17 protein-coding genes are annotated in these 23,760 nt (G+C 71.9%); 12 read left to right on the top strand and 5 right to left on the bottom strand.

The genetic code is table 11. The features are described from left to right. The first annotated feature begins 88 nt into the window (after positions 1–88). Together ACZ66S_RS08025 and ACZ66S_RS08020 are read left to right on the top strand one after the other, a co-directional pair. Complete coding sequence (locus tag ACZ66S_RS08025) at positions 89–2,911, top strand: protein kinase (protein WP_469900511.1); 2,823 nt, start codon at positions 89–91, stop codon at positions 2,909–2,911. A gap of 152 nt (positions 2,912–3,063) precedes the next feature. Further along, positions 3,064–4,686: a serine/threonine-protein kinase gene (locus ACZ66S_RS08020; RefSeq protein ID WP_469900904.1), complete on the top strand. Its 1,623-nt coding sequence runs from the start codon at positions 3,064–3,066 to the stop codon at positions 4,684–4,686. 83 nt (positions 4,687–4,769) lie between these two features. On the opposite strand, the gene ACZ66S_RS08015 is transcribed toward ACZ66S_RS08020, so the two are convergent. After that, a complete protein-coding gene (locus ACZ66S_RS08015; protein ID WP_469900510.1) occupies positions 4,770–5,186 on the bottom strand; it encodes a hypothetical protein in 417 nt (138 codons plus the stop codon). 216 nt (positions 5,187–5,402) lie between these two features. Here ACZ66S_RS08015 and ACZ66S_RS08010 point away from each other — a divergent pair, with 216 nt between their 5' ends. From ACZ66S_RS08010 to ACZ66S_RS07980, 7 genes are all read left to right on the top strand, one after another. Next, the gene (locus ACZ66S_RS08010; RefSeq protein WP_469900509.1) at positions 5,403–7,007 is read left to right on the top strand and encodes a serine/threonine-protein kinase; all 1,605 of its coding nucleotides are present in this window, start codon (positions 5,403–5,405) and stop codon (positions 7,005–7,007) included. Positions 7,008–7,082: 75 nt separating this feature from the next. Further along, entirely contained in the window at positions 7,083–8,654 is a 1,572-nt protein-coding gene (locus tag ACZ66S_RS08005) for a serine/threonine-protein kinase (protein WP_469900507.1), read from the top strand. 91 nt (positions 8,655–8,745) lie between these two features. Continuing rightward, the gene (locus ACZ66S_RS08000; protein WP_469900506.1) at positions 8,746–10,434 is read left to right on the top strand and encodes a LamG domain-containing protein; all 1,689 of its coding nucleotides are present in this window, start codon (positions 8,746–8,748) and stop codon (positions 10,432–10,434) included. A 114-nt stretch (positions 10,435–10,548) separates the two neighbouring features. Continuing rightward, positions 10,549–11,472 (top strand): DUF3710 domain-containing protein, encoded by a 924-nt coding sequence (locus ACZ66S_RS07995; protein ID WP_469900505.1) that lies wholly within the window; start codon positions 10,549–10,551, stop codon positions 11,470–11,472. Between the two features lie 46 nt (positions 11,473–11,518). Continuing rightward, positions 11,519–12,499 carry a serine/threonine-protein kinase gene (locus ACZ66S_RS07990; RefSeq protein ID WP_469900504.1) on the top strand — a complete coding sequence of 327 codons (981 nt, stop codon included), beginning with the start codon at positions 11,519–11,521 and terminating at the stop codon, positions 12,497–12,499. A gap of 126 nt (positions 12,500–12,625) precedes the next feature. After that, positions 12,626–14,239 (top strand): succinic semialdehyde dehydrogenase, encoded by a 1,614-nt coding sequence (locus ACZ66S_RS07985; protein ID WP_469900502.1) that lies wholly within the window; start codon positions 12,626–12,628, stop codon positions 14,237–14,239. A gap of 73 nt (positions 14,240–14,312) precedes the next feature. Next, on the top strand, positions 14,313–16,091 hold the full coding sequence (locus ACZ66S_RS07980) for a GMC oxidoreductase (RefSeq protein WP_469900501.1): 1,779 nt from the start codon (positions 14,313–14,315) through the stop codon (positions 16,089–16,091). A gap of 93 nt (positions 16,092–16,184) precedes the next feature. Here the strand turns inward: ACZ66S_RS07980 and ACZ66S_RS07975 are convergent, their stop codons facing one another. Then, positions 16,185–17,201 carry an LPXTG cell wall anchor domain-containing protein gene (locus tag ACZ66S_RS07975; protein WP_469900499.1) on the bottom strand — a complete coding sequence of 339 codons (1,017 nt, stop codon included), beginning with the start codon at positions 17,199–17,201 and terminating at the stop codon, positions 16,185–16,187. Positions 17,202–17,378: 177 nt separating this feature from the next. Between ACZ66S_RS07975 and ACZ66S_RS07970 the strand changes: the two genes are divergently transcribed. After that, positions 17,379–18,521: a hypothetical protein gene (locus ACZ66S_RS07970; RefSeq protein ID WP_469900498.1), complete on the top strand. Its 1,143-nt coding sequence runs from the start codon at positions 17,379–17,381 to the stop codon at positions 18,519–18,521. A 542-nt stretch (positions 18,522–19,063) separates the two neighbouring features. Here the strand turns inward: ACZ66S_RS07970 and ACZ66S_RS07965 are convergent. Next, the gene (locus ACZ66S_RS07965; RefSeq protein ID WP_469900496.1) at positions 19,064–19,318 is read right to left on the bottom strand and encodes a chorismate mutase; all 255 of its coding nucleotides are present in this window, start codon (positions 19,316–19,318) and stop codon (positions 19,064–19,066) included. A 318-nt stretch (positions 19,319–19,636) separates the two neighbouring features. Between ACZ66S_RS07965 and guaA the strand changes: the two genes are divergently transcribed. After that, the gene (guaA, locus tag ACZ66S_RS07960) at positions 19,637–21,211 is read left to right on the top strand and encodes a glutamine-hydrolyzing GMP synthase (RefSeq protein WP_469900495.1); all 1,575 of its coding nucleotides are present in this window, start codon (positions 19,637–19,639) and stop codon (positions 21,209–21,211) included. 3 nt (positions 21,212–21,214) lie between these two features. Here the strand turns inward: guaA and ACZ66S_RS07955 are convergent, their stop codons facing one another. Next, positions 21,215–21,682, bottom strand: coding sequence for a pyridoxamine 5'-phosphate oxidase family protein (locus ACZ66S_RS07955; protein WP_469900494.1), 468 nt, complete (start codon positions 21,680–21,682; stop codon positions 21,215–21,217). 140 nt (positions 21,683–21,822) lie between these two features. Between ACZ66S_RS07955 and ACZ66S_RS07950 the strand changes: the two genes are divergently transcribed. After that, a complete protein-coding gene (locus ACZ66S_RS07950) occupies positions 21,823–22,629 on the top strand; it encodes a class II aldolase/adducin family protein (protein ID WP_469900493.1) in 807 nt (268 codons plus the stop codon). A 12-nt stretch (positions 22,630–22,641) separates the two neighbouring features. On the opposite strand, the gene ACZ66S_RS07945 is transcribed toward ACZ66S_RS07950, so the two are convergent. Continuing rightward, positions 22,642–23,544, bottom strand: coding sequence for a DUF4429 domain-containing protein (locus ACZ66S_RS07945; protein WP_469900492.1), 903 nt, complete (start codon positions 23,542–23,544; stop codon positions 22,642–22,644). Between the last annotated feature and the right edge of the window lie 216 nt (positions 23,545–23,760).

The following is a 23,760-nucleotide window of genomic DNA, read 5'->3' as shown; positions in this document are numbered from 1 at the left end:
GTTCGTGGACGGTCCGCAGCCGGGTTCGGGTGTGGAACGGGCCACTAGGCGAACGGAATTGACCAACCGGGCGGCCGGGGGAGGCAACGTGGACGACTATGCGGGTCGGGTGCTCGCCGACCGCTACCGCCTGCCGTTGCCCCCGTCCGACGAGTACGAACTCACCGAGAGCCGCGCCTTCGACACCTACAGCGGACAGGAAGTCCTGGTCAGGCAGGTCCCGTTGCCCGAGGTCGTCGAGGCCGAGGTGCTCGACGCGGAGGGACTGCCCGACGGGTTCACCGCCCGGGAACCCCAGGGTGCGCGGCGGACCCCGGGGCGGCGCGGTGCACGCCGGCCCACCGAACCCGCCGTGCGGAGGGCCGTCGAGGCAGCGCAGGCCGCCGCCCGGATCCCGGATCATCCGCGCCTCGACCAGGTCTTCGACGTGTTCGCCGAGGGCGGTTCGCTGTGGATCGTCAGCGAGTTGGTGGCCGCGCGGTCGCTGGCGGCCCTGCTCGCGGAGAAGCCGCTGTCGCCGTACCGGGCGGCCGAGGTCGCCTCCGACGTGCTCATGGCCCTGCGGGTGCTGCACGCGCACGGCTGGGTGCACCGCAACATCACCGCCCGCACCGTGCTGGTCTGCGACGACGGCCGGGTCATGCTGACCGGCCTCGCGGTCGGCGCGGCCGAGGAGGCACTGTGCGGCTACGACCCGGTGCCGGCCGAGGCGGGTGAATGGGGCGCCGGGGACGGGGAGTTCGGGGCCGGGGTGCAGGACCGTCCCGGCAGCGGGCCCGACGGACGCGGAGGACCTGGCGGGCACCCGGTTCCCGGGCAGTCGACGGCCCCGGCCGGCGGACTCGGACCCGTGGGCAGGGCTGGTGGCCCCGGGGTGCCCGGCGCTCGCACGGCCCCCGGGAACGGCGGTGCCGGTGCGGCCTTCGGACTGGGCGCCCAGAGCGCCGGACCGGGACCGGCCGGTGCGGTCACCTTCGGTGGCGGTGACCCCGAGGCCGCCCGGCGGGCCGCGATCGAGGCGCGGGAGGCCCGTGGACTGCCCAGCGCGGGTGTGGAGCCGGCGAACGGCAGCGGGGCGTCGGCCGAGCTGGTCCGCAGGGAACCCGACGGCGGTACGGACGTCCGGGCGGCGCGGGCCGGGGCGATCGCCGCGTACCGCGCGGGCGCCCGGGCCGCGGCCCGGGTCCAGGAGGCGCAGAGCGGCAGGGCCGCCCTGCCCGGATCCCGCCCGGCACCGGAGGACGACCCCGCCGCACGCACCCGGAGCGCCGACCCCGCCGTACAGACCAACGGCCTGGCGCAGCCGCCGTATCCGTCGGGCAACGGGCTGGAGCAGCCGCGGTACCCGGCCGAAGGGCTGGAGCAGCCGCGGTACCCGGCGGGGAGCGGGGTGCCGCAGTCGCCGTATCCCTCGGGCAACGGTCTCGCGCAGCCGCCGTACCCGGCGGGGGACGGGGTCGAGCAGGTCCCCGGTGCCGGGGCGCCGGGGCGGATAGCCGACCCCTACGGCGTACGCCCGACCCCCTGGCACGGGGCCGTGCCGCGCGGTGCGGGTGCGGCTGCGGCGCCCATGGACGCGGTGCCCGCTCTCGGCGCTGTGCCGCCGGCCGACCAGGTGCCGGCGCCCGCCCGCTGGGAGGACCTTCCGCCGAGCGACGCCCCGCCCCGCCGTGGGCCCGCCACCGCGCTGGCCGCCGAGCGGGCACGGCAGGCCCGGATGGCCGTGGTGGGGCCCGTCACCGAGCGGTGGGCGCCGGAGCAGGCCGGTCCGGTGCACGAGAACTGGCAGCTCGCCGCGCCCATCGGGCCCGCGACCGACCTGTGGGCTCTCGGGGCGCTGCTGTTCCGGGCGGTCCAGGGGCACGCGCCCTATCCCGAGGAGTCGACCGCCGAGCTGGTGCAGTTGGTGTGCGCCGAGCCGCCCGCCTTCGCGGAGGAGTGCGGACCGCTGCGGCCGGTCGTGGAGTCGCTGCTGCGCCAGGACCCCACCGAGCGGCTGGAGTTCGAGGAACTGCGCGGCTGGCTGCGCTCGCTGGTGCGGTCCGCGCCCGAGCCGGAGGCCGGCGCCCATGTCGTCGCCGCCCCGCCCGTGGACGCGAGCCGGCTGCCGATCGTGCGCCGCCGGGGCGAGTTGGTGCGCAGGCGGCGTGCCGGCCTGCCCGCGACGCACGGCCGGCACAAGCGGGCCCGGGAGGAGGCCGCCCCCTCCCCGCGCCGCCTCGGCCGCATTCTGCTGCTGCTCATCCTGCTGGTGATGGCCGCTGCGATCGCGTACGCCATGTACTTCATGCCGAAGACGGACCGGGACGAGGGTGCTGCCGAGCGGACGGGCTCCACCAGCCAGGCCGACCCCCCGCAGTCCCCGGAGCCCAGCGGTGAACCGCGGCCCGAGCAGACGAGCCCCGAGGCGTCCGGGTCCAGCGGTGCCGCCGAGACCCAGACCGCCGGGCCCGAGGTCGCCGACGGCTTCACCCTGCGCAAGGACGCCGAGGGCTTCGCGATCGCCGTGGCCAACGGCTGGGACCGCAGCCCGCGCAACGGCCGCGGCCAGATCGTGTACTCCCAGGGCAACTTCGAGCTGATCGTCGTACCCGGGCGGGACACCTCGGCCGCGAACGGCGGCGACCCGATGGTCTACCAGCGCGAGAAGGAGCCCGAGCTCCAGCCGTACCGCGACTCGAGCTGGGCCACCGCCACCGGGCTGAAGTCGATCCAGGTGGGCACCAGGAGCATGGCCGAGGGGCAGTTCACCTGGACCGGCGACGACGGGCGCGAGTTGTACGTGCGCAATGTGGCCATCCTGATCGGCGGGAAGTACCACGTGGTGCAGGTGCGCGGGCCGGAGGCGGAGCGGGACGAGGTGACCCGGCTGTACGAGCAGGCGTCGGCCACGTACGAGGTGACGGGCTGACGGACGCCGTTCCGGCGGCCCGGGTTCACTCGTACTTCGCGGAAGCGACAACCGTCACAGTGAGGTCTCCTTGACGCCCCCCTGGTTCCCCTCGGCGCGGGCCGGTCCTTAGTCTGACGGGGTCAAGAGCATTGCGGGGAAACGTGAATCAGATGCAGGGCCTGCTCCTCGCGGGGCGCTACCGGCTCGCCGACACCATCGGCAGTGGCGGCATGGGGCGTGTATGGCGTGCCCATGACGAGGTGCTGCACCGGGCCGTCGCCATCAAAGAGTTGACGGCCGCGCTCTATGTGTCCGAGAGCGACCAGGAGCGGCTGCTCCACCGCACCCGTGCAGAGGCCCGTGCGGCTGCCCGGATCAATCACTCCGCCGTCGTCACCGTGCACGACGTACTCGACCATGACGCTCGCCCGTGGATCGTGATGGAGCTGATCGAGGGCCGCTCCCTGGCCGACGCGGTCAAGGCCGAGGGACGTATCGAGCCGGCCGAGGCCGCGCGGATCGGTCTGTGGGTGCTGCGCGCCCTGCGGGCGGCACACGCAGCCGGGGTCCTGCACCGCGATGTGAAGCCCGGCAACGTCCTCCTCTCGCACGACGGCCGGGTGCTCCTCACCGACTTCGGCATCGCCCAGATCGAGGGCGATACGACGATCACCCGCACCGGAGAGGTCGTCGGCTCGGTCGACTACCTCGCCCCCGAGCGGATCCGCGGCCATGACCCGGGCGCGGCCTCCGACCTGTGGGCGCTCGGCGCGACGCTGTACACGGCGGTCGAGGGCAGGTCGCCGTTCCGCCGCACCTCGCCGATCGGCACCATGCAGGCGGTCGTCGAGGAGGAGCCCGCCGCGCCGGTCAACGCCGGCGTGCTGGGGCCCGTACTCACCGCGCTGCTGCGCAAGGACCCTGCCGACCGGCCGAGTTCGGCGCATGCCGAGCAGATGCTCGCCGAGGCGGCGGAGGGACGGCGATCGGCTGCTGCGCAGGTGTACGTGCCGACGGGGCCGATGCGGTACGAGACGGAAGGCGCGACCTACGGCACCGGCACCGGTACCGGAACCCGGGCGGTGCAGACGGCCGCTGCCACGCCCTATCCTCCGGTCACGGCCGCGCCTGTGCGGCGCAAGCGGTACCGCCTGGGCATGTTCGCCCTGGTCGCCGCCCTCGCGGTGATCGCCGGCGTGGGTGCCGCGGTCGCGTCGCGGCAGTTCGGTACGGACAGCTCCGCCGACGCCGGGTCCGCCTCGCAGACTCCGAGCGCCACTCCGACCGAGTCGGGCGGCCAGCGCGGGGTTCCCGCCGACTGGCAGCGCCACAACGACCCGGCGGGCTTCACCGTCTACCTGCCCAAGGGATGGAAGCGGTCCATCTCCATCGACCAGGACGGCCTCACGCAGGTCGACTACTCGCCCGACCAGGGCAAACACCTCGTGCGCGTCGCCGTCGACACCGCCCCGGACTTCGCCTCCTCGTACGCGCACCTGAGCAACCTGGAGACGCAGATCTCAGGGCTGCGGAACTACACGCAGTTGAGCCTCAAGAAGGCGCTCTTTCGCGACCTGCCGGGCGCGCGCTGGGAGTACACGTGGAATGCGCTGGCCAAGGACCCACCGCATTACTTTGCAGCTCCCTACCGCGCCATCGATGTCGGGTTCATGGAACGCGACGGCACCGAGTACGCCATATACGCGGCTTCGCCGGCCGCCGACTGGGCCACCACCCGCAAGGAGTTCGACTGGATCCTGCGGAGCTGGCAAGAGGGCGAAGCGAAGCGGTGAGGGCATCACGTTTTCGGTGGAACTCCGTACAGGAGCTCCGCCGCACAGGACCGTGACGGTGGATCAGATGGCCGTGCGGGAAATCAGGCCCAGTCCGAGCACGTGAGACCGCCGACTATGTGATCGCCTTCCCAGACCGCCACGTGCACGCCGACGTCGCGGAGTGAACCGTCGGTGGTCGACGCGTGAGTGGTGAAGGAGAGGGTTGCGCCGTTCCCGTCGTATTCGTGTCGCCAGGGCCAGTAGGTCACATTGGGAAGGCTGTTCGTGGAGATGAGCTGAATGGCCACATGGTGGCCATCGGCAGCGGTGTCCTTGACCCAACCGCTGATGTCCACGTAATTGCTTGACCAATTGGTGAACGTCATGCTTCCCGTCGCGCCGCTCGTGGAGCACGAGGCGCCGCCACTCGCCGCGCTGGCATTGGTCACCGTGCTCGTGGCGAATATGGCCACCGCTGCGACACTCGTGACGGAAAGGCGCTTCCATGTGTTTCCCATGGGCGGAACAGTAGGGCTTCCATGATTCACATGACAGCCTGATTCCAGGCACCCGGTTTGCCGAATATCGCGCGTATGTCCTGATGATTTGCCATACTTTGCGTCCCTTCGGAAACTGGGCATGGCTGGGAATGGGCACTCTTGGGCGTGAACGAGCCCCTACTTGGCCGGTCAGCGTCCCGGAAGGGCTCCGTCCGGCGCTGCATCATGGGACGCATGGGGACCGAGGGGGACACCTTCCGTGTGATCGCGGGTCGTTACCGCCTGGAGGCGAGGATCGGGCGCGGCGGGATGGGCGTGGTGTGGCGGGCGACCGACCAACTGCTCGGCCGGCAGGTCGCCGTCAAGGAGATCCCCCTCGACGAGACCCTTTCCGCCGAGGACGCCCGGCTCCAGCGGGACCGCACCCTGCGCGAGGCCGGCGCGGTGGCGCGGCTGAGCCATCCGCACATCATGGTGGTCCACGACGTCGTCGAGCAGGACGAACGGCCCTACATCGTCATGGAGTTGATCGACGGCGGCTCCCTCGCCGACCGGATCTCCGCGCACGGCCCTGTCGACGCCGCCGAGGCCGCGCGGATCGGCGCCGACCTGCTGAGCGCCCTGCGCGCCGCGCACGCGGCCGGGGTGCTGCACCGGGACATCAAACCCGCCAACGTCCTCGTCGAGTCCGGCACCGGGCGGGTCGTCCTCACCGACTTCGGCATCGCCCAGGTCGCGGGCGCCACCACCCTCACCGAGACGGGTTCCTTCGTCGGTTCGCCCGAGTACACCGCGCCCGAGCGGATGTCCGGGGTCAGGACCGGCCCGGAGGCCGACCTGTGGTCCCTGGGCGCGCTGCTGTGCACCGCCCTCAGCGGTGAATCGCCGTTCCGGCGCGACTCGTTGGGTGGCATCCTGCACGCCGTCGTCATCGACGAGATCCGGCCGCCCGCGCAGGCCGCGCCCCTCCTTCCGGTCGTACGGGGCCTGTTGGAGCGGGATCCCGAGCGGCGGCTGGACGCGGTGGCGGCCGAGCGCATGCTGCGGACCTTCCTGGCGACCGGCCGCATGCCGCCGCGCCCGGTGTCCGACGGGACCCGCACGCCGACCCAGCGGGATCTCCCGCTACGGCGGTCCCCGGCGCCGGAGCGGTCGCGGAGCGGCGGGCTCGGGGCGCCGGCGCGGTCGAGGCGGGGCGTGCTCGCGGCGGCGCTGCTGGTCGCCGTGCTGGCGGGAGCGGGGGTGTCGGCGGCGGTGCTGCTGCTGGACCCGGGCTGGCGGGACGACCCCGCGGCGGCGGGCAGTTCGACGCCCGGGACGTCCGCGAGCGGCTCCGCGCGACCCGGGACGTCCGCGAGCGGCTCCGCGCGGCCCACGCCCAGCGGGACCCTGCCCTCCGCCCCCTCCGGGTACCGCGCCGTCGAGGACCCCGCCGGGTACGCGCTCGCCGTGCCCGACGGGTTCCGGCGCGAGCCACAGGGGGAGCGGGTCTTCTACCTGTCGTCCGGGGACACCTTCCGCCTCGGTGTGAAGGTCACCGACCCGCAACCCGGCGGCCCGCTGGGCGTGATGCGGCGCGCGGCCGCCAAGGGGCCCGAGGCCAACCCCGGTTACCGCGACGGCCGGGTCACCTCCCTCACGCACCGCGGACACCCCGCCGCCTTCTGGGAGTTCACCTGGGACGGCTTCAGCACGGCCGAGGGCGCCCGGCACACCTACGACGTGTGCTGGGAGGAGAACGGGCGGCTGTACGACGTCTGGGTGTCGGCGCCGGTCGGGAAGGCGCGGGAGGCCAGGGCGCACTTCGACGTGGCCGTCGCCACCTTCACGACACGGTAGGGATACGTCACGGGTGTGTGACCGGAACGCGTCACCTCTGGATGCCCGCGTACTTGGCGCGATATGGATGAACCCATGAGCAGCAGCGGGGGAGTCGGCCACGAGTCCGACGAGACGACGAGTTATGTTCTGCAACCTCCCCGGCCCCGTCAGCCGGAGCCGGGAGTCGGCCGGCTCGTCGCGGGCCGCTACCGGCTGCTCGCCAAGCTCGGCCACGGTGGCATGGGCACGGTGTGGCGGGCCAAGGACGAGACGGTGGACCGCGAGGTGGCCGTCAAGGAGCCGCGCGTCCCGGAGCATCTTCCTGAACGCGAACAGGGCAACGCCTTCGAGCGGATGCGGCGGGAGGCGCGGGCCGCGGCCCGGCTCGACCATCCCGCCGTCGTGAACGTGCACGACGTGGCGGTCGTGGACGGCCGGCCGTGGATCGTGATGGAGCTGGTGCAGGGCCGTTCGCTGGGCGACGCGTTGCAGGAGGGCACGCTCGGGGCGCGGGAAGCGGCGAGAATCGGCCTGGAGGTGCTGGGCGCGCTGGAGGCAGCGCACGCGGCGGGCATCCTGCACAGGGATGTGAAACCGGACAACGTCCTGCTCGGCCGGCACGACCGGGTCGTCCTCACCGACTTCGGCATCGCCCAGATCGAGGGCGAGACCAGTCTGACCGACACCGGGGGCTTCGTCGGCTCACCCGAGTTCATCGCCCCCGAGCGGGTGCTGGGCCAGCGTCCCGGTCCCGCCTCCGACCTCTGGTCCCTGGGCGTGGTCCTGTACGCGGCGACGGAGGGCGTGTCGCCGTTCCGCCGCAGCAACACGCCCGCGACCCTCCAGTCCGTCCTCAACGCCACGCCCGCGCCGCCGGCCGCGGCGCAGGGCCCGCTCGCCGACGCCATCAACGGCCTCCTCCAGAAGGACCCGGCACGCCGCCCGAACGCCGCGCAGGTGAGGGCGCTGCTGGAGGCCACCGCCCATCCGCCCGTCCCGGAGCCCACCCAGATCGTGCGGACCGTGGAGGTGCCGGCGGCCGGCGGGCTCCGGCTGGGCCGCAAGGCGTGGCTCGGACTCGGCGCGGCGGTGGTCGCGGCGGCGGTGGCGTCGTACCTGGTGATCGCGGACCCCTTCGCGGGCCCGCTGCCCGACACCTGGACGAAGAAGCACACCAAGGACGTGGCCGCGACGCTGGCGGTGCCGAAGGACTACGAGCCCGGCACGCCCGACCGGAAGACGGACAAGACCCACTGGATCACCTACACCGACCACAGCGGCAGCATCTGGATCGGCCTGCGCCTGGAGCGGAAGGCCGAGGACACCGCGAACAACATCGCGGGCTCCGCGGCGGCCGAGATGTACGACGACGACAGCCGGTTCAAGGAGAGCGGCGAGTACGACCTCAGCATGCCGGAGGCGCCGAGGACCCGCCCCGAGGACCAGACGTACGAGGGCCGCAAGGCCGCCAGGAACACCGTCACGTACAACACCACCGACAGCCAGCACCCCCGCCCGCGCGAACTCCAGATCTTCTACTACCGCACCACCACCGGCGACATGTACAAACTCACCATCAGCTACCCGGGCAAGGGCGACTTCACGGAGCGGGGCCGCGAGGTGGCCCGCACGGCCATCGCGAATCTGGGGGTGGATCGGCTCTGAGGGCGGTGCGGCCGCGCGGCAATTCCGTTGTCAGTGCCGGAAGTTAAGGTCATCCTCCTCTGGGGCCAACGGGGTCCGTTTTTGGGGAGGGATGTTGAGACAGTACGTGTGGAAGCGTGCGGTGACGGTGGGCGCTGTCGCCCTGCTCGCCGTCGGTGGGGCAGGGGGCGTGGCCACGGCCGAGGACGACGAGGCGCCCGCGGCCCCCGTCGTCACGTCGATGGAGTACCCGGACGACGACAACTGGCATGACGGCGTGGGTCATTACGGCACGTTCGTGATCGACTCGGCGTCCGACGACGTGGTGGAGTACCGCTACACGTGGCTCGGCAGCACGACGCGGATCCTGCCGGCACCCGAGCCCGGCGCGGCCGTCTCGCTGGGCTGGATGCCGCAGAGGGAGGGGCCGACCTACCTCCAGGTCGAGGCGGTCGACTCCGCGGGCCACATCAGTGCCCGGACCACCCACTACGTCCTGGTCCAGGACGGCCGCCCGGCCGTCACCCACTGGGACCCCGACAGCCAGTCCGGCGCGGTCAACGGCCCCGGCGTCGGCCTCGGTGCCCCCGGGCCCTCCGGCACCGGCGTATCCTCGGCCGCCTCTTTCGACGGGACGGACGGGGCGTACGCGAGTCTCGACACCTCGGCGGACCTCGCAGGGACCTTCTCGGTCGACGCCTGGGTGCGCCCGGACCACCTCGACGCGTCCACGACCGCCGTCAGCCACACCGGGTTCTCGCTGGGCACGGTCGGCGGCTCGGCCTACCTCTTCGAACTGCCCACCCCGGACGGCGGCGACACCATCCGCGTGACCGGCGGTGCCCCGGAGGAGGGCGAGTGGGCGCACCTCACCGGTGTGTACGACGCCGAGCAGAGGACGGCGAGCCTGTACGTCGACGGGGTGTCCGTGGGCACGGTCGTGGGCGCCGTCGCCCCGGGCGGCACCGGCGCGCTGCGGCTGGGCGCGGACGGCCACGGGGGTCACTGGAACGGACTGCTCACCGATGTGAACGTCTGGGACCGCGTGTTCGTGCCCGGGGAGATCGCCGCGACGGCCACCCGCCGGACCCAGCGCCTCGGCTACTGGGACCTGGAGTCGGCGACCGACGGGAAGAGCCCGGCCTACGCGGGCGGGGCGCCGCTGACCCTGGCGGGCGACGCGTCGGTCTACGCGGCCACGGACGACTGCCCCTGGAACCCCGACTGCACACCGGTGACCTACCCGATGGTGGGCAACGGCGACCTGCTGCTCGACGGCGACGGCGACTACGCCACCACGCCGACCGCGCTCACTCCGACCGACGCGGGCTTCTCGGTGGCCCTGCACGTGCGTCTCACCGAGGACACCCCCGCCCGCGACATGACGGTGGTGTCCCAGCCGGGCGAGCACACCGACCTGTTCACCCTCCGCTATGACGCCGCCTCGCGCACCTGGCAGGCCGTGGTGGCCCACGAGGACCGGGCCGACGCGCCCACGACGACGGTCAGCGCGCCGCTCGACACGAACGTGCCCGAGGGCGACCAGAGCCTGGCGGTGGTCTACGACGAGAGCACCGACCAACTGCGGCTGTACGCCGGCGACAGCTACGCCGCCGACACGGCGAGTGTGACGGGTCTCGACACCTGGGCGCCCACCGGCGACCTTCAGGTCGGACGCACCCTCACCGCGGAGGGTGGCACCGACCACCTCGCGGGCGAGGTCGACGACCTGCACACGTTCGCCGGTGTGCTCACCGCCACCCAGCTCGCGGCGCTGCAAGGGGGCGGCGTCGACGTCTGAAACCGGTTCCCGGCCGGGCGACGGGTCTCCCTGACCGCCGCCCGGCCGGGCACGCTCGGCCGGGGCGACACGGAGTGTGTTCAGCACTGACCCGGATGCTCAGGAGGCGGTGCCATGGGGGACGCGAGCAGGGCGGCGCTGGCCGTTCTCACGCAGTACCGGCGCGACGGGTTTCTCTCTCAAGCGAGCGTGGAGCGGGCCGAGTTCGCGGTTGGGGATCGGATGACCGCGGGGCGGGTGCTGCTGGTCGTGCTTCAGGTACTCCTCAGGCTGCGGGAGGAGGACGGACGGACCGGTCTCGGACGTCCGGTGTCCGGACTGGGCGCGGAAGAGGCGGAGCTGGTGATGAGGAGCCTGCTGGGGGACGCGGCCCCGGAGACCTCCCGCCGCGACCTGATCACCCTCGACCGGCTGCTGGAGTTGCTGGTCTCCGTGATCGCCGAGGAGTCGTTGTCCGCGGAAGAGGTGGACGCCCTGCTGGAGGCCGCGGAGGAGAGCTGCCTTGTCGTCGGGCCGTGGGACGAGAGGGACGACCGTCGGCCGCGGAGTGGCGAACTGGTCGATCTCGGGGGCCTGTTGGTGCCGACGGAGCCCGGGTTGAAGGTCGAGTTGATGCCGTCGCACGGGGACGGCTCCCTCGCCGGTGTCACCCTCGTCCGCGGCCGGACCGCGATCCAGCTCCAGGCGTTCCGCGCGCTCGGAGACACCTGCTGGGCGACCGTCCGGGAGGATCTGGCCCGTTCGATTCGTAGGCGAGGCGGTTCCGCGGAGGAGCGTGTCGGACCGGCGGGGCACGAACTCCAGGCCGTCGCGCGGATCCAGGGACCCGCCGGCAAGGACCGTCAGACCGTGCGGGTGCTGGGTCACGACGGGCCGGGGTGGATCCTGCGCGGCATGGTGACGGGGGTCGGCGCGGAGCCCGACAGCACTGAGGGGTGGCCGTACGAGACCTTTCAGGGGACCGTCGTCCGTATGCCGGTCGGGAGCCGGGACGACGACGCGCTCATCCGGCTGCGTCAGCCGGAGTCCGGTGTCTGAGCCCGCCGCTTAGACAAGGGCATGACGCGCACGGTACTCATGTGCCATGAGTGAAGACGGCGAACTCCCGCTCGACGGACGGCTGATCGGTGGGCGGTACCGGCTCGTCGAGCGGATCGGCACCGGGCCGGGCGGCACGGTGTGGCGGGCTCGGGACGAGCAGGACGAGCGGTACGTCGCCGTCAAGGAGCCCCGCCTGACCGGGGATCCGCTTGACGAGGAGCGGCGGCGGGCCGTGCACCGGCTGCCGCACGAGGCGCGAGCCGCGGCACAGGTCGACCATCCGGCGGCCGTCACCATCCATGACGTACTCCTCGAAGGCGAACTACCGTGGATCGTTATGGAGTTGGTGGAGGGCGAATCCCTGGAGGCCGCTCTCGCCGCGCGCGGGGCGCTGGTCGCCCCCGAGGCCGCCCGGATCGGGCTCGCCGTCCTCGGCGCGCTGCACGCCGCGCACCGCGTCGGTATCGTCCACCGTGACCTGAAGCCCTCCGACGTCCTCCTCGGAGCCGACGGCGAGCGGGTCGTCGTGACCGACTTCGGCATCGGCGCCTCCGGGCGGGGCAACGTCCATGAGGCCGCCGTCGGGTTCGTCGCCCCGGAGTGCGGCTCGGGGCGCGGGGCGGGGCCCGCCTCCGACCTGTGGTCCCTGGGTGCGCTGCTGCGCTCGGCCGTGGCGGCCGACGCGGCCGACTCCCTCACATCCGGCCCCCTCGGTGCGCTTGTCGAGCGGCTCCTCGCCCCCGAACCGGAGGCCCGGCCCACCGCGGAGGAGGCCGCCGAGGTGCTGGCCGAGGTCGCCGGGACGAAGCCGCCGGCCTGGGCCACGGAGACGTCCGCCTCACCGCAGGAGACCGTGCAGACGGCCGCTGCGCCTCCGGCCTCGGAAGCCCCCACACGCGCCCCTACGCACGCACTCGCCGACCTCCCGCACTCCACCCCCACCTCCACGGCCGACGAACCCCGTCGTCTCACCGCCCTCTCCGCCCTCGGCCTCCTGCTCCAGAAAAAACCCGAGCGCGGCTGATCATCCCCACCCAACCTCCTGATCAGCACATTCATCGCCAGTGATCACTGGCAAGGTGTGTGTACTCCGTGAACGCCTGTTACCGACGGGTACCCAAAGCGCCCCGTCCCGAATACCCTGCGGCTCATGACGGACGCGCAGGCCCCGGCCAAGACCGGCACGAACCCCCTCGCCCCCGCCCCGGAGGGCGCCCGTACCGCGGCCGACGTGGTCACCCCGGAGCTGGTCGCCCAGCTCACCAAGGGGGTGACCGGGTCCGGCCGTACCGCCAACCACACGCCGTTCACCGGCGAGAAGCTGGCCGACCTGCCCGAGTCCACCCCCGAGGACGTCGAGAAGGCCTTCGACGCGGCCCGCCGGGCGCAGGCGGTGTGGGAGCAGACCCCCGTACGGCAGCGCGCGGCCGTCCTGCTGCGCTTCCACGACCTGATCCTGGAGCGCCAGGCGGAGGTCCTCGACCTCATCCAACTGGAGACCGGCAAGGCCCGACTGCACGCGCATGAGGAGGTGCAGGCGGTCGCCGTGGCGGCCCGGCACTACGGCCGCAAGGCGCCCGCCTATCTGAGGCCGAAGCGGCACACCGGGGCCGTGCCCACCCTCACCAAGGTCACCGAACTGCGCCACCCGCGCGGTGTCGTCGGCCAGATCGCCCCCTGGAACTACCCGCTGGAGCTGTCCGTCGGCGACGCGCTCCCCGCCTTCGTCGCGGGCAACGCCGTCGTCATGAAGCCGGACACGGAGACCTGCCTGACCGCCCTGTGGGCCCGTGACCTGCTGGTCGAGGCCGGGCTGCCCGCCGAGGTCTTCCAGATCGTCCTCGGCGAGGGCCCCGTCGTCGGCCCCGAGGTCGTCCGGCACGCCGACTACGTCTCCTTCACCGGCTCCACCCGCACCGGCCGCGAGGTCGCCCAGGGCGCCGCCGCCCGTCTGGTCGGCGTCTCCCTCGAACTCGGCGGCAAGAACGCCATGCTGGTCCTGGAGGACGCCGACATCGAGAAGGCCGCCGCCGGTGCCGTCCGCGCCTGCTTCTCCTCCGCTGGCCAACTCTGCATCTCCATCGAGCGGTTGTACGTCCACGAGTCGATCGCGGACGCCTTCCTCGACCGCTTCGCCGCCCGCACCCGGGCCATGCGTCTCGGCAAGTCCCTCGCCTACGGCGCCGACATGGGCTCCCTGGTCGGCGAACGGCAGTTGGAGACCGTGACCCGGCATGTGGAGGAGGCCGTGTCCAAGGGGGCGAAGGTCGTCACCGGCGGAGTCGCCCGCCCCGACATCGGCCCGTACTTCTTCGAGCCGACCATCCTCGACGGCGTCACCGAGCCGATGGCCGTGTGCACCGAGGAGACCTTCGGCCCGGTCGTGTCGATCTACCGCTTCAGGACCGAGGACGAGGCGGTCGAGCTCGCCAACTCCACGCCGTACGGCCTCAACTCGTCGGTGTGGACGAAGGACGGCAGGCGGGGCCGCGCGGTCGCCTCCCGCGTGCGCGCCGGCACGGTCAACGTCAACGAGGGCTACGCCTCCGCCTACGGCAGCGTCCAGTCCCCGATGGGCGGCATGAAGGACTCCGGCCTCGGCCGCCGGCACGGCTCCGAGGGCATCCTCAAGTACACCGAGGCCCAGACGATCGCCCAGCAGCGACTGCTCCCGATGGCCCCCTCGCTGGGCATGGACGACGAGAAGTACGCGGCGTTCATGAGCCGCAGCCTCCGCCTGATGAAGGCATTCCGGTTCAAGTAGCCGACCCAGGGGCGCGGGGAACTGCGCGACCAGCCACAGACAACCCGCACGCGAGACTCAGCGAGGAGCACCCGTGCCTCAGGACACCTACGACTACGACGTCATCGTCGTCGGCTCCGGCTTCGGTGGCAGCGTCACCGCCCTTCGCCTCACCGAGAAGGGCTACCGCGTAGGTGTCCTGGAGGCCGGACGCCGCTTCACCCGCGAGACGCTCCCCAGGAACTCCTGGGATCTGAAGAACTACCTCTGGGCGCCGAAGCTCGGCATGTTCGGCATCCAGCGCATCCACCTCCTGGGCAACGTCATGGTCCTCGCGGGGGCGGGCGTCGGCGGCGGCTCCCTCAACTACGCCAACACCCTCTACGTCCCCCCGAAGCCCTTCTTCGAGGACCCCCAGTGGCGTGACATCACCGACTGGCAGGAGGAGTTGGAGCCGTACTACGACCAGGCCCGGCGGATGCTCGGCGTACGGCTCAACCCGACGATGACCCCCTCCGACGTCCACCTCAAAGCGGCCGCCGAGCGGATGGGCGTCGGCGACACCTTCCACATGGCCCCGGTCGGCGTCTTCTTCGGCGACGGCGAGGACGCGGACGGAGCGAGGAAGGCCCGGCCCGGCGAGCAGACCGAGGACCCCTACTTCGGCGGCGCCGGCCCCGCCCGCAAGGCCTGCATCGAGTGCGGCGAGTGCATGACCGGCTGCCGCCACGGTGCCAAGAACACCCTGAACGAGAACTACCTCTACCTCGCCGAGAAGGCCGGCGCGGTCGTCCACCCACTCACCACCGTCGTGTCGGTCACGGACGACTCCCAGGGCGGCTACGCGATCGCGACCCTCCCCACCGACGACCGCCGCAAGGCGAAGGGCCGCACCTTCAAGGCCCGCAGGGTCGTCCTCGCCGCCGGCACCTACGGCACCCAGACCCTGCTGCACCGCATGAAGGCGGGCGGTCAACTGCCGTACGTCTCCGACCGGTTGGGCGAGCTCACCCGCACCAATTCCGAGGCCCTGGTGGGCGCCCAGACCGACAACCGCCGCTACCGCAAGGCGACCGGCGTGCCGAAGGTCGACTTCACCCAGGGCGTCGCCATCACCTCGTCCATCCACCCGGACGAGAACACCCACATCGAGCCGGTCCGCTACGGCAAGGGCTCCAACTCGATGGGCAGTCTCTCCATCCTCCAAGTGCCCTACGCCGAGGGCTCGTCGAGGGCCATGGCGTGGATCGCGAACGCCGCGAGGCACCCGCTCCTCGTGCTGCGCTCGCTCTCCAACCGCCGCTGGTCCGAGCGGACCATCATCGGCCTGGTCATGCAGTCGCTGGACAACTCCCTGACGACGTACCTGAAACCGGACGGCGTCGGCAAGGGCCTGCTCACCGCACGGCAGGGCCACGGGGCGCCCAACCCCAAGCAGATCAGGGCCGCTTCGGAGGGCGCCTCCGCGATCGCCGCCGACATCAACGGCTTCGCCGGTTCCAACGTCGGCGAGCTGATGGGGACCCCGCTCACCGCCCACTTCCTCGGCGGCTGCGCCATCGGCGCCTCCCGCGACACCGGCGTCATCGACCCGTACCACCGGCTCTACGGCCACCCGGGGATCTCGGTCGTGGACGGCTCCGCGGTCTCCGCGAACCTCGGCGTGAACCCCTCGCTGACGATCACCGCGCAGGCCGAGCGCGCGATGTCGTACTGGCCCAACAAGGGCGAGGAGGACCCGCGTCCGGCGCAGGGCGAGGAGTACGTCCGGCTCGCCGCGGTCGAGCCCAAGTCACCGGCGGTCCCGGCGGAGGCCTTCGGCGCGCTGAAGCTGCCGTTCCTGGGAATGCCGGCGGTGCCGAAGAAGTCGTAGCGCCCGGAAGGGCAAAGGAGAAGGACCCGCACCCCCCTCCGAGTGCGGGTCCTTCTCCTTTCCTGCGTCAGACCGTGATCAGCGCGCTCCGCCTCAGGCGTGGGCGCCGGTCACACCCTTGCGCCGCTTCACCGCGAAGACCACACCGGTACCGGCGACGACGGCGAAGCCGCCGACGAGGCCGAGGACCGGCAGGGCCGAGCTCGAACCGGTCTCGGCGAGCTGGCCGTCCACGTCGACGCCGTTGACGTCGGAGATGGGGCTCTTGCCACCGGTCTGCGGCTTGGCGTCGTCCGGCTTGCCGGCGTCGGAGCCGGCCGGCAGCACCTCGAAGTAGTAGATGCCCATGTTCTCGTCGTCGGAGACCCAGCAGCCCTTGTCGTCCGAGTACTCGGCGAGACCGACGGCGATGCCGACCGCGCTCGGGACCTCACGGTCGACCTTCACGCGGAGCTGGTAGCTGAGGGAACCGCCGGCCTTGAGGTCGAAGGCGTTGAACGAGCCGCCCTCGCCGAACTGCGTGGCCACGTCGACCCAGGTGCCACCGTGCTTCACCTGCACGGTGACCAGGTCGCTGTAGTCCTTCTCGAAGTCCCAGTCGACCGCCGCGACACCGACGATGGGCTGGATGTCCTTGATCGTCTCGTCGCCGGAGTTGCTGACGTTGAACTTGAAGTTCGTCCAGCCGCTGCCCGCGACGATGCTCTCGGGCAGACCGGTCAGCGAGCTGTGCAGCACGTCGCTGACCGGGTCGCCGTCCTCGTCGATCTCGCACTGGTCGACGGGCTCGTCGCTCGTGCTCGGGGAGGGGCTGGCGCTGGTGGAGCCGGACGGGCTCGTGGAGGGGCTGCCGGAGGGGGACGCGCTGGTCTCGTCCGCGGCAGGGGAGCTCTCGCCCGTGGCGGGGGAGCTCTCGGGGGCGGCCGGAGTGGTCTCCGCGTCCGCCGGGGTGCTCTCGGCGTCCGTCGGGGTGTTCTCGCCGGCCGGCGTGCTCTCGGTCGCGGTCGGCGTGGGGGACTCGTCCGCGAAGGCGCTCGGCGCGGCGAACAGAGCCAGCGGCGCTATCGCGGCGGTCGCGGCCGCGGCGGCCAGTGCACGACGAAGCTTCATGAAGACCTCGGAAGTCAGGTGCGCCGCACTTGCGGCACACGTCCAGGAGAGGCCTCCGCGTGTGGGGCGCGGGTGGGGCCCGTGATTCGTGAGGTTTGATCCACGACACCTGTGAATGGTTGTGCGGGTATTCACAGAAAACTTATGTGGGCTGAGTCACACCTCAAGGTGGGCCTTGTGAACAGGCTTTCCGAGGCCCTACAACTGACCGACGTGTCAGAAGACCCCAAGATCCCGGACGACGTCTGGGCACAGTTCGCCCGTGACTCCGAACGGGACATCCGAGACTCCGCCCCCAAGGAACCCTCCGCGCGGGCCCGCGAGGTGGCGGAGCGGCTGCGGCGGCAGGAGGCACGCGGCGAACTCCCGGAGGGCTGGCGTACCGGCCCCGCCTGGCAGGAGAAGAAGAGCCGACGGGGCCTGTGGGGCGTCCTCGGGGTCGCCGTCGCGGTCGCGGTGGCCCTGGTGGCGGTGAAGCCCTCGCTGGTGCCGGGCGACCCCTTCGGCCGGAAGACGTCCTCCGAGGCCGCGCCCGCCCCGCTGCCGCAGGAGACGGCGGCGCCGAGCGCCGCGCCCTCCGCCGAGGCCTCCGCGATCCCCACCCTGGACGACCCGTTCGCCGGCTCGCCCGCCAAGCGCTGGGCCGACGGTGCCGCCGGGATCGCCGTACCGCAGGCGAAGGCCGTCGGGGGCCGGTCCGCGGCCGACGTCGACAAGGTCCTGGAGCTCACCAAGAAGCTCCTCGTCGCGTCCAACCTCGACCCGGCGACCCTGCGCGGCGAACGGCCCGAGGCCGCGCTCGACGTGCTGGACCCGTTGCAGAAGGACGTGCGCGGGCTCCTGGAGACCGGTCTGCGCAAGCCCGACGACAAGCACGACCCGTTGTGGATGTTCAGCCGTTTCGACCCCGGTGAGGTGCGGCTGGTCGGCGACGTGGTGAAGACGCGCGGCCGGATGACCTTCAAGGCCGGCGACCACGCCTCGGTGGCCGTGCACGCCGACTACACCTTCGTCTACCCGGTCGTGCAGACCAACGGCTCCACCGAGGTCACCCGCACCATCATCCGCCGGATCCTCGACGTGGAGATCTCCGACCCGGCGAAGTACCAGGTCACCCCGGGCAAGCTCACCGTCGTCAACTGGGACCAGGACATCAACAACTCGGCCTGCGACGTCTACGACGGTTTTCTGCACCCGTCGTTCAGCTCGTCCGGACCCACCGGAGCGGACCCCACCGGACCGACCACCGACCCGTACGACCGCAGCAGGCCGCTCGACGCCGAGCGTGCCGAGGGCTGCGGAACGGTCTCCCGCGTCTGACCGCGGAAGCCGGCACACCGGCATGCGAAGGGCCCCGCGGGACGGAACCGCGGGGCCCTTCTTTCGTCAGCACCGACGTCAGGGCAGCGCCGGTGCCTGGGAGCGGCGCCGGGGGGTTGCGCCGCTTGCTCTCCGTGGCCGTGCCACCAGGGCCCGCAGGGTTGGTCTGGGCCTCTGGCGGTGCGGTGACGAGACGAATGCTGTTGTCTGCGGAGGGACTTGGGGGCTTTCCAGGCATCGTGCTGGATGGGCGCGGCCTCCGCAACCGTTCGACCCAGCCTTGTGCCGGTACTCGTCCCGCCGGCCGGCCCCGGGCGTCCCCGGAGCCGGCCGTTCTCTTGGGTGACCGGGCTGCTGTCCCCTGCCGTCCGGTCACTTCCTGGAGCGAGGTCCCACGGCGCACGGCGTGATCCGTGCGCCTCATCGCTCCAGCGAGCCACGCGTGGTTCTGTCGGGCCCGCCCCTGGCTGGCACGGACACCACCACCAACGAGGCCGGCCGTGCCGCGGTCACGCGCCGTACGGGTGAGGCGGGGTCCGAACTCAGATGCGACCGCGGCACAGTTCGAGCAGCGTCATGGCGAGGGAGGTGCCGGGCCGGCCGAGGGTCTCGCGGTAGCGGCCGAGGATCTCCATCTCGCGGGCGAGGTGGACCCGGCGGCCGCCGGAGGCGATACGGGTCTGCTGGACGACGGACGAGACGGCCATCCGCTCCTGGATCAGGCCGATGATCCGGTCGTCGATCGCGTCGATGCGTTCACGGGCGTCCGCGATGATCGCTTCCGGTGGGGTGGTCATGTGGGGCTCCTGGTCGGGGTCGGGCGCCCCGGAGCGACAAGATCCGGAAAACACCAGGCGCCCCGGACCTTGTCGGCCCGGGGCGCCTGGGGAAGTCGCTTGTCAGTTGCTCAAGCGGCACGACCATGGCAGCCGGCGGGCCGGGTGCCATAGGTGAAGCGGAAGGTCGTCTGCGTGAGCATGGCAGCAGTATGCCGGGCCCGGCGGGAGCGTCCAACCCGGTTCGCATCCTGAGACGGGGCTGGGCCCCGAGCCGGCCCCGTGACTCCCGGTAGACTCGGTACCACACACACCTCGCTCACCGCCGGAAGGCAACCCGTGTCATCAGCGAACCCCGCCGCCCCCGACACCGTCCTGGTCGTCGACTTCGGTGCGCAGTACGCCCAGCTCATCGCCCGTCGCGTCCGCGAGGCCCGGGTCTACAGCGAGATCGTGCCGAGCACCATGCCGGTCGCGGAGATGCTCGCGAAGAACCCGGCGGCGATCATCCTCTCCGGCGGCCCCTCGTCGGTGTACTCGGAGGGCGCCCCGCGCCTGGACCGCGAGCTGTTCGAGTCCGGCGTCCCCGTCTTCGGCATGTGCTATGGCTTCCAGCTCATGGCCACCACCCTCGGCGGCACCGTCGACAACACCGGCGCCCGCGAGTACGGCCGTACCCCGCTGCACGTGTCGAAGTCCGGCTCCACCCTCTTCGAGGGCACCCCGGACGAGCAGTCGGTGTGGATGTCCCACGGCGACGCCTGCTCCGCCGCCCCCGAGGGCTTCACCGTGACCGCGTCCACGGACGTCGTCCCGGTCGCCGCCTTCGAGAACGACGAGAAGAAGCTCTACGGCGTCCAGTACCACCCCGAGGTCATGCACTCCACGCACGGCCATCAGGTCCTGGAGCACTTCCTGTACCGCGGCGCCGGCCTCAAGCCCGACTGGACCACCGGCAACGTGATCGAGGAGCAGGTCGGCCTGATCCGCGAGCAGGTCGGCGACAAGCGCGCGATCTGCGGTCTGTCCGGCGGCGTGGACTCCGCGGTGGCGGCCGCGCTCGTCGCGCGCGCCATCGGCGACCAGCTCACCTGCGTGTACGTCGACCACGGGCTGATGCGCAAGGGCGAGACCGAGCAGGTCGAGAAGGACTTCGTGGCCGCGACCGGCGTCAAGCTGGTCGTCGTCGACGCGGAGGAGCGCTTCCTGACCGCGCTCAAGGGGGTCTCCGACCCCGAGGAGAAGCGGAAGATCATCGGCCGGGAGTTCATCCGGGTCTTCGAGCAGGCGCAGGCCGAGATCATCGCGGACGAGGGTCCGGCGGTGGAGTTCCTCGTCCAGGGCACCCTCTACCCGGACGTGGTCGAGTCCGGTGGCGGCACCGGCACCGCCAACATCAAGTCCCACCACAACGTGGGCGGCCTCCCCGAGGACCTCGAGTTCCAGCTCGTCGAGCCGCTGCGCAAGCTGTTCAAGGACGAGGTCCGCATGGTCGGCCAGGAGCTCGGGCTCCCGGACGAGATCGTCCAGCGCCAGCCGTTCCCCGGTCCCGGCCTCGGCATCCGGATCGTCGGCGAGGTCACCAAGGAGCGCCTGGACCTGCTGCGCGACGCCGACGCCATCGCCCGCGAGGAGCTCACCGCGGCCGGCCTCGACCGCGACATCTGGCAGTGCCCGGTGGTCCTGCTCGCGGACGTCCGCTCCGTCGGCGTCCAGGGCGACGGCCGCACCTACGGCCACCCGATCGTCCTGCGCCCGGTGTCCAGCGAGGACGCCATGACCGCCGACTGGTCGCGACTGCCGTACGACGTCCTCGCGAAGATCTCGACGCGGATCACCAACGAGGTGGCCGACGTCAACCGCGTGGTGCTCGACGTGACGTCGAAGCCGCCGGGCACGATCGAGTGGGAGTAGGCCCTAGGCGCGCCTGACGGTGCGCAGGGGCTCACCGGGCTTCCAGATCTGCAGGACCAGGTACTTCTCGTCCTCGACGGACGTCCGCACGACCTCCGTCAGCTCGGTGCGGAAGAGGTGGAACGGCTCCGGCGGTTCCACCTCTGTCACGTACGCCCCCTTGACGTCGGGGTCCTCGACCTCGATCGCCCGCCCGGCGATCCGGACGTCGCCGCCGCCCAGGGACTGCCCCTCCCCGGGGTTCGCCTGAAGCGCGAACCGCGAATCCCGCCGCAGGTCGAGGGCCTTGAGCGAGCCCGGCATCATGCCGAGCCAGAGTTCGCCGCGCAGGAAGCGGACCTCCAGGCCGGTGGTGCGGGGGGAGCCGTCCTTGCGGAGCGTGGCGAGGACATGGTGGGTGAAGGCACCGAAGCGGGTCTCGACGGTCTCGGCCAGGTCGGGTTCCGCGGAGCTGAAAGCTGCCCAGTTCATGCGGGTCAGTCTTCCGCCGATACCCGACATCTGCTGTCCGGTATCCGCTGTGTGCGCCATCTTTACAAACCACCCCTGTTCTCTCGCGCTGACCGACGGTAACTTCCGCCCCGTAAAGCAACCCAGTGCTGGAGGAGCAGATGCACGGGACGCCCCTCGGGCCCACTCCGCCGATGCCGGTGCCCACCGAGAAGCTGCACTTCGCGATGCCGCCGATGCACGACTCCGCCGAGGAGGAACGCCGGCACCGCAAGGAGCGGCTCGCCGGCGCGCTGCGGATCTTCGGCCGGCTCGGCTTCGAGGACGGGGTGTCCGGGCACATCACCGCCCGCGACCCGGAGTTCACCGACTGCTTCTGGGTCAATCCCTTCGGCATGCCGTTCAAGCACGTCACCGTGAGCGACCTCGTGCTCGCCAACTCCGACGGCCAGGTGCTCGACGGCCGCCACCACGTCAACCAGGCGGCCTTCACCGTGCACTCCCAGGTGCACGCCGCCCGCCCCGACGTCGTCGCCGTCGCCCACTGCCACTCCGTGCACGGGCGGGCGCTGTCCGCCCTCGGCGAGCTCCTCGACCCGATCACCCAGGAGAGCTGCGCCTTCTACGAGGACCACGCCCTGTACGAGGCCTACACCGGGGTCGCCGTCGACGCCGAGGAGGGCCGCCGGATCGCCGCCGCGCTCGGGTCCCGCAAGGCGCTGGTGCTGCGCAACCACGGACTGCTGACCGTCGGGGACTCGGTGGACGCGGCGGCCTGGTGGTTCCTGTCGATGGAACGCTCCAGCCAGGTGCAACTGCTGGCCCGGGCGGCGGGACGGCCCGTGCTCATCGACCACCGGGCGGCGGTGGCGACCCGGGAGCAGCTCGGCGGGGACCTGGTCGCGTGGATCAACTACCAGCCGCAGTGGCAGGACATCAGCCGGAGCGAGCCGGACCTGCTGACCTAGGGACCCGGCGCGCTAGAAGCCCCGCAGCACCGCCGCCTTCGTCATCGCGAACTCCTCGTCCGTGAGCACCCCCTCGCGGTGCAGCTCACCCAGCTCCCGCAGTCGGCGCAGCAGGACGTCGTGATGGTCGGCCGGCGCGGGAACGCCCGACGCGGCGAGCCGGGGCCGCCGGTCGCGTCCGTCGTCGCCGTACGCGAGGTCCCCGCGGGTGGACGGATGCGGCAGCCGGGCCGTGACCGCCGTCGCGACGAGCGCCGTGAGCAGGTCGCGGCGGGTGCTGCCCCACAGGTCGAGGGCGTACGGGTCCTTCTCCGGCGGCAGTTTCGAGAAGGACGTCTCGCGGGTCACGAACCGCATGAAGCCGTCCTCGTAACCGGAGTTGGGCAGCCACTCGACCTGGACGAGGTCACCCACGTCGATGATCCGCGGGCCCGTCGCCCGCTTGACCCGGTCGGAGGTCTCGGCCCAGTCGATACGGACCTGGGTGCCGTCGAAGGAGACCGTGCCGTCGGAGGAACGCACCGACACCGGGACCGGCGGGCCCGGCAGCAGATACGCCTTCGTCGGCTCCTTCGGGATCTGGTCGAGGAGCAGGGCACGGCGGATCTCCTCGGCCACGTACTCGGCGACCCCGGCGCGGTCCACGTCCACGATCAGCCGGTACGGATCGGCCGGGTCCGGCAGACGTCCGCCGGTCGCGTGCAGCAGCGGGTCCGCGCCCTCGCGCAGCCGCATCCGCAGCCGGCCGCGCTTGCGCTCCGGCTCGAACGCCACGCCCGCGATGGCGTCCAGGGGCACCGCGACCTCGCCGTACGTCTGCCGGAACAGCGGTACGGAGCGGTGGAGTCCCGGCGTGATGCGGACGGTTGTGCCGTCGAAGGCCCAGGTCCCGTCACGCTGGATGATCTCGGCCATACGGAAATTCTCGCAGCCGGGTCAACACGGCGGGCCCCGCTTCACCCGCGCTGACCAGACCTGCCGGACGGGAGGGGTGTGCTGTAGGGCACAATTCGCTGTCAACACGGGGGAGTTGTTCGGGGCTTCTCAGCGGGTGGCGCGGTCGGTCGGCCGTGCGGTCATGTGGTCATGTGGGGCCGAAGGGCCAGGAGTCATCGGAAGGCGGGCGTCGGG

The organism is Streptomyces sp. NPDC107471 (genome assembly GCF_055582845.1).
Note: the sequence above shows the minus strand (reverse complement) of the source record. Positions and strands in the feature narration are given on the sequence as shown.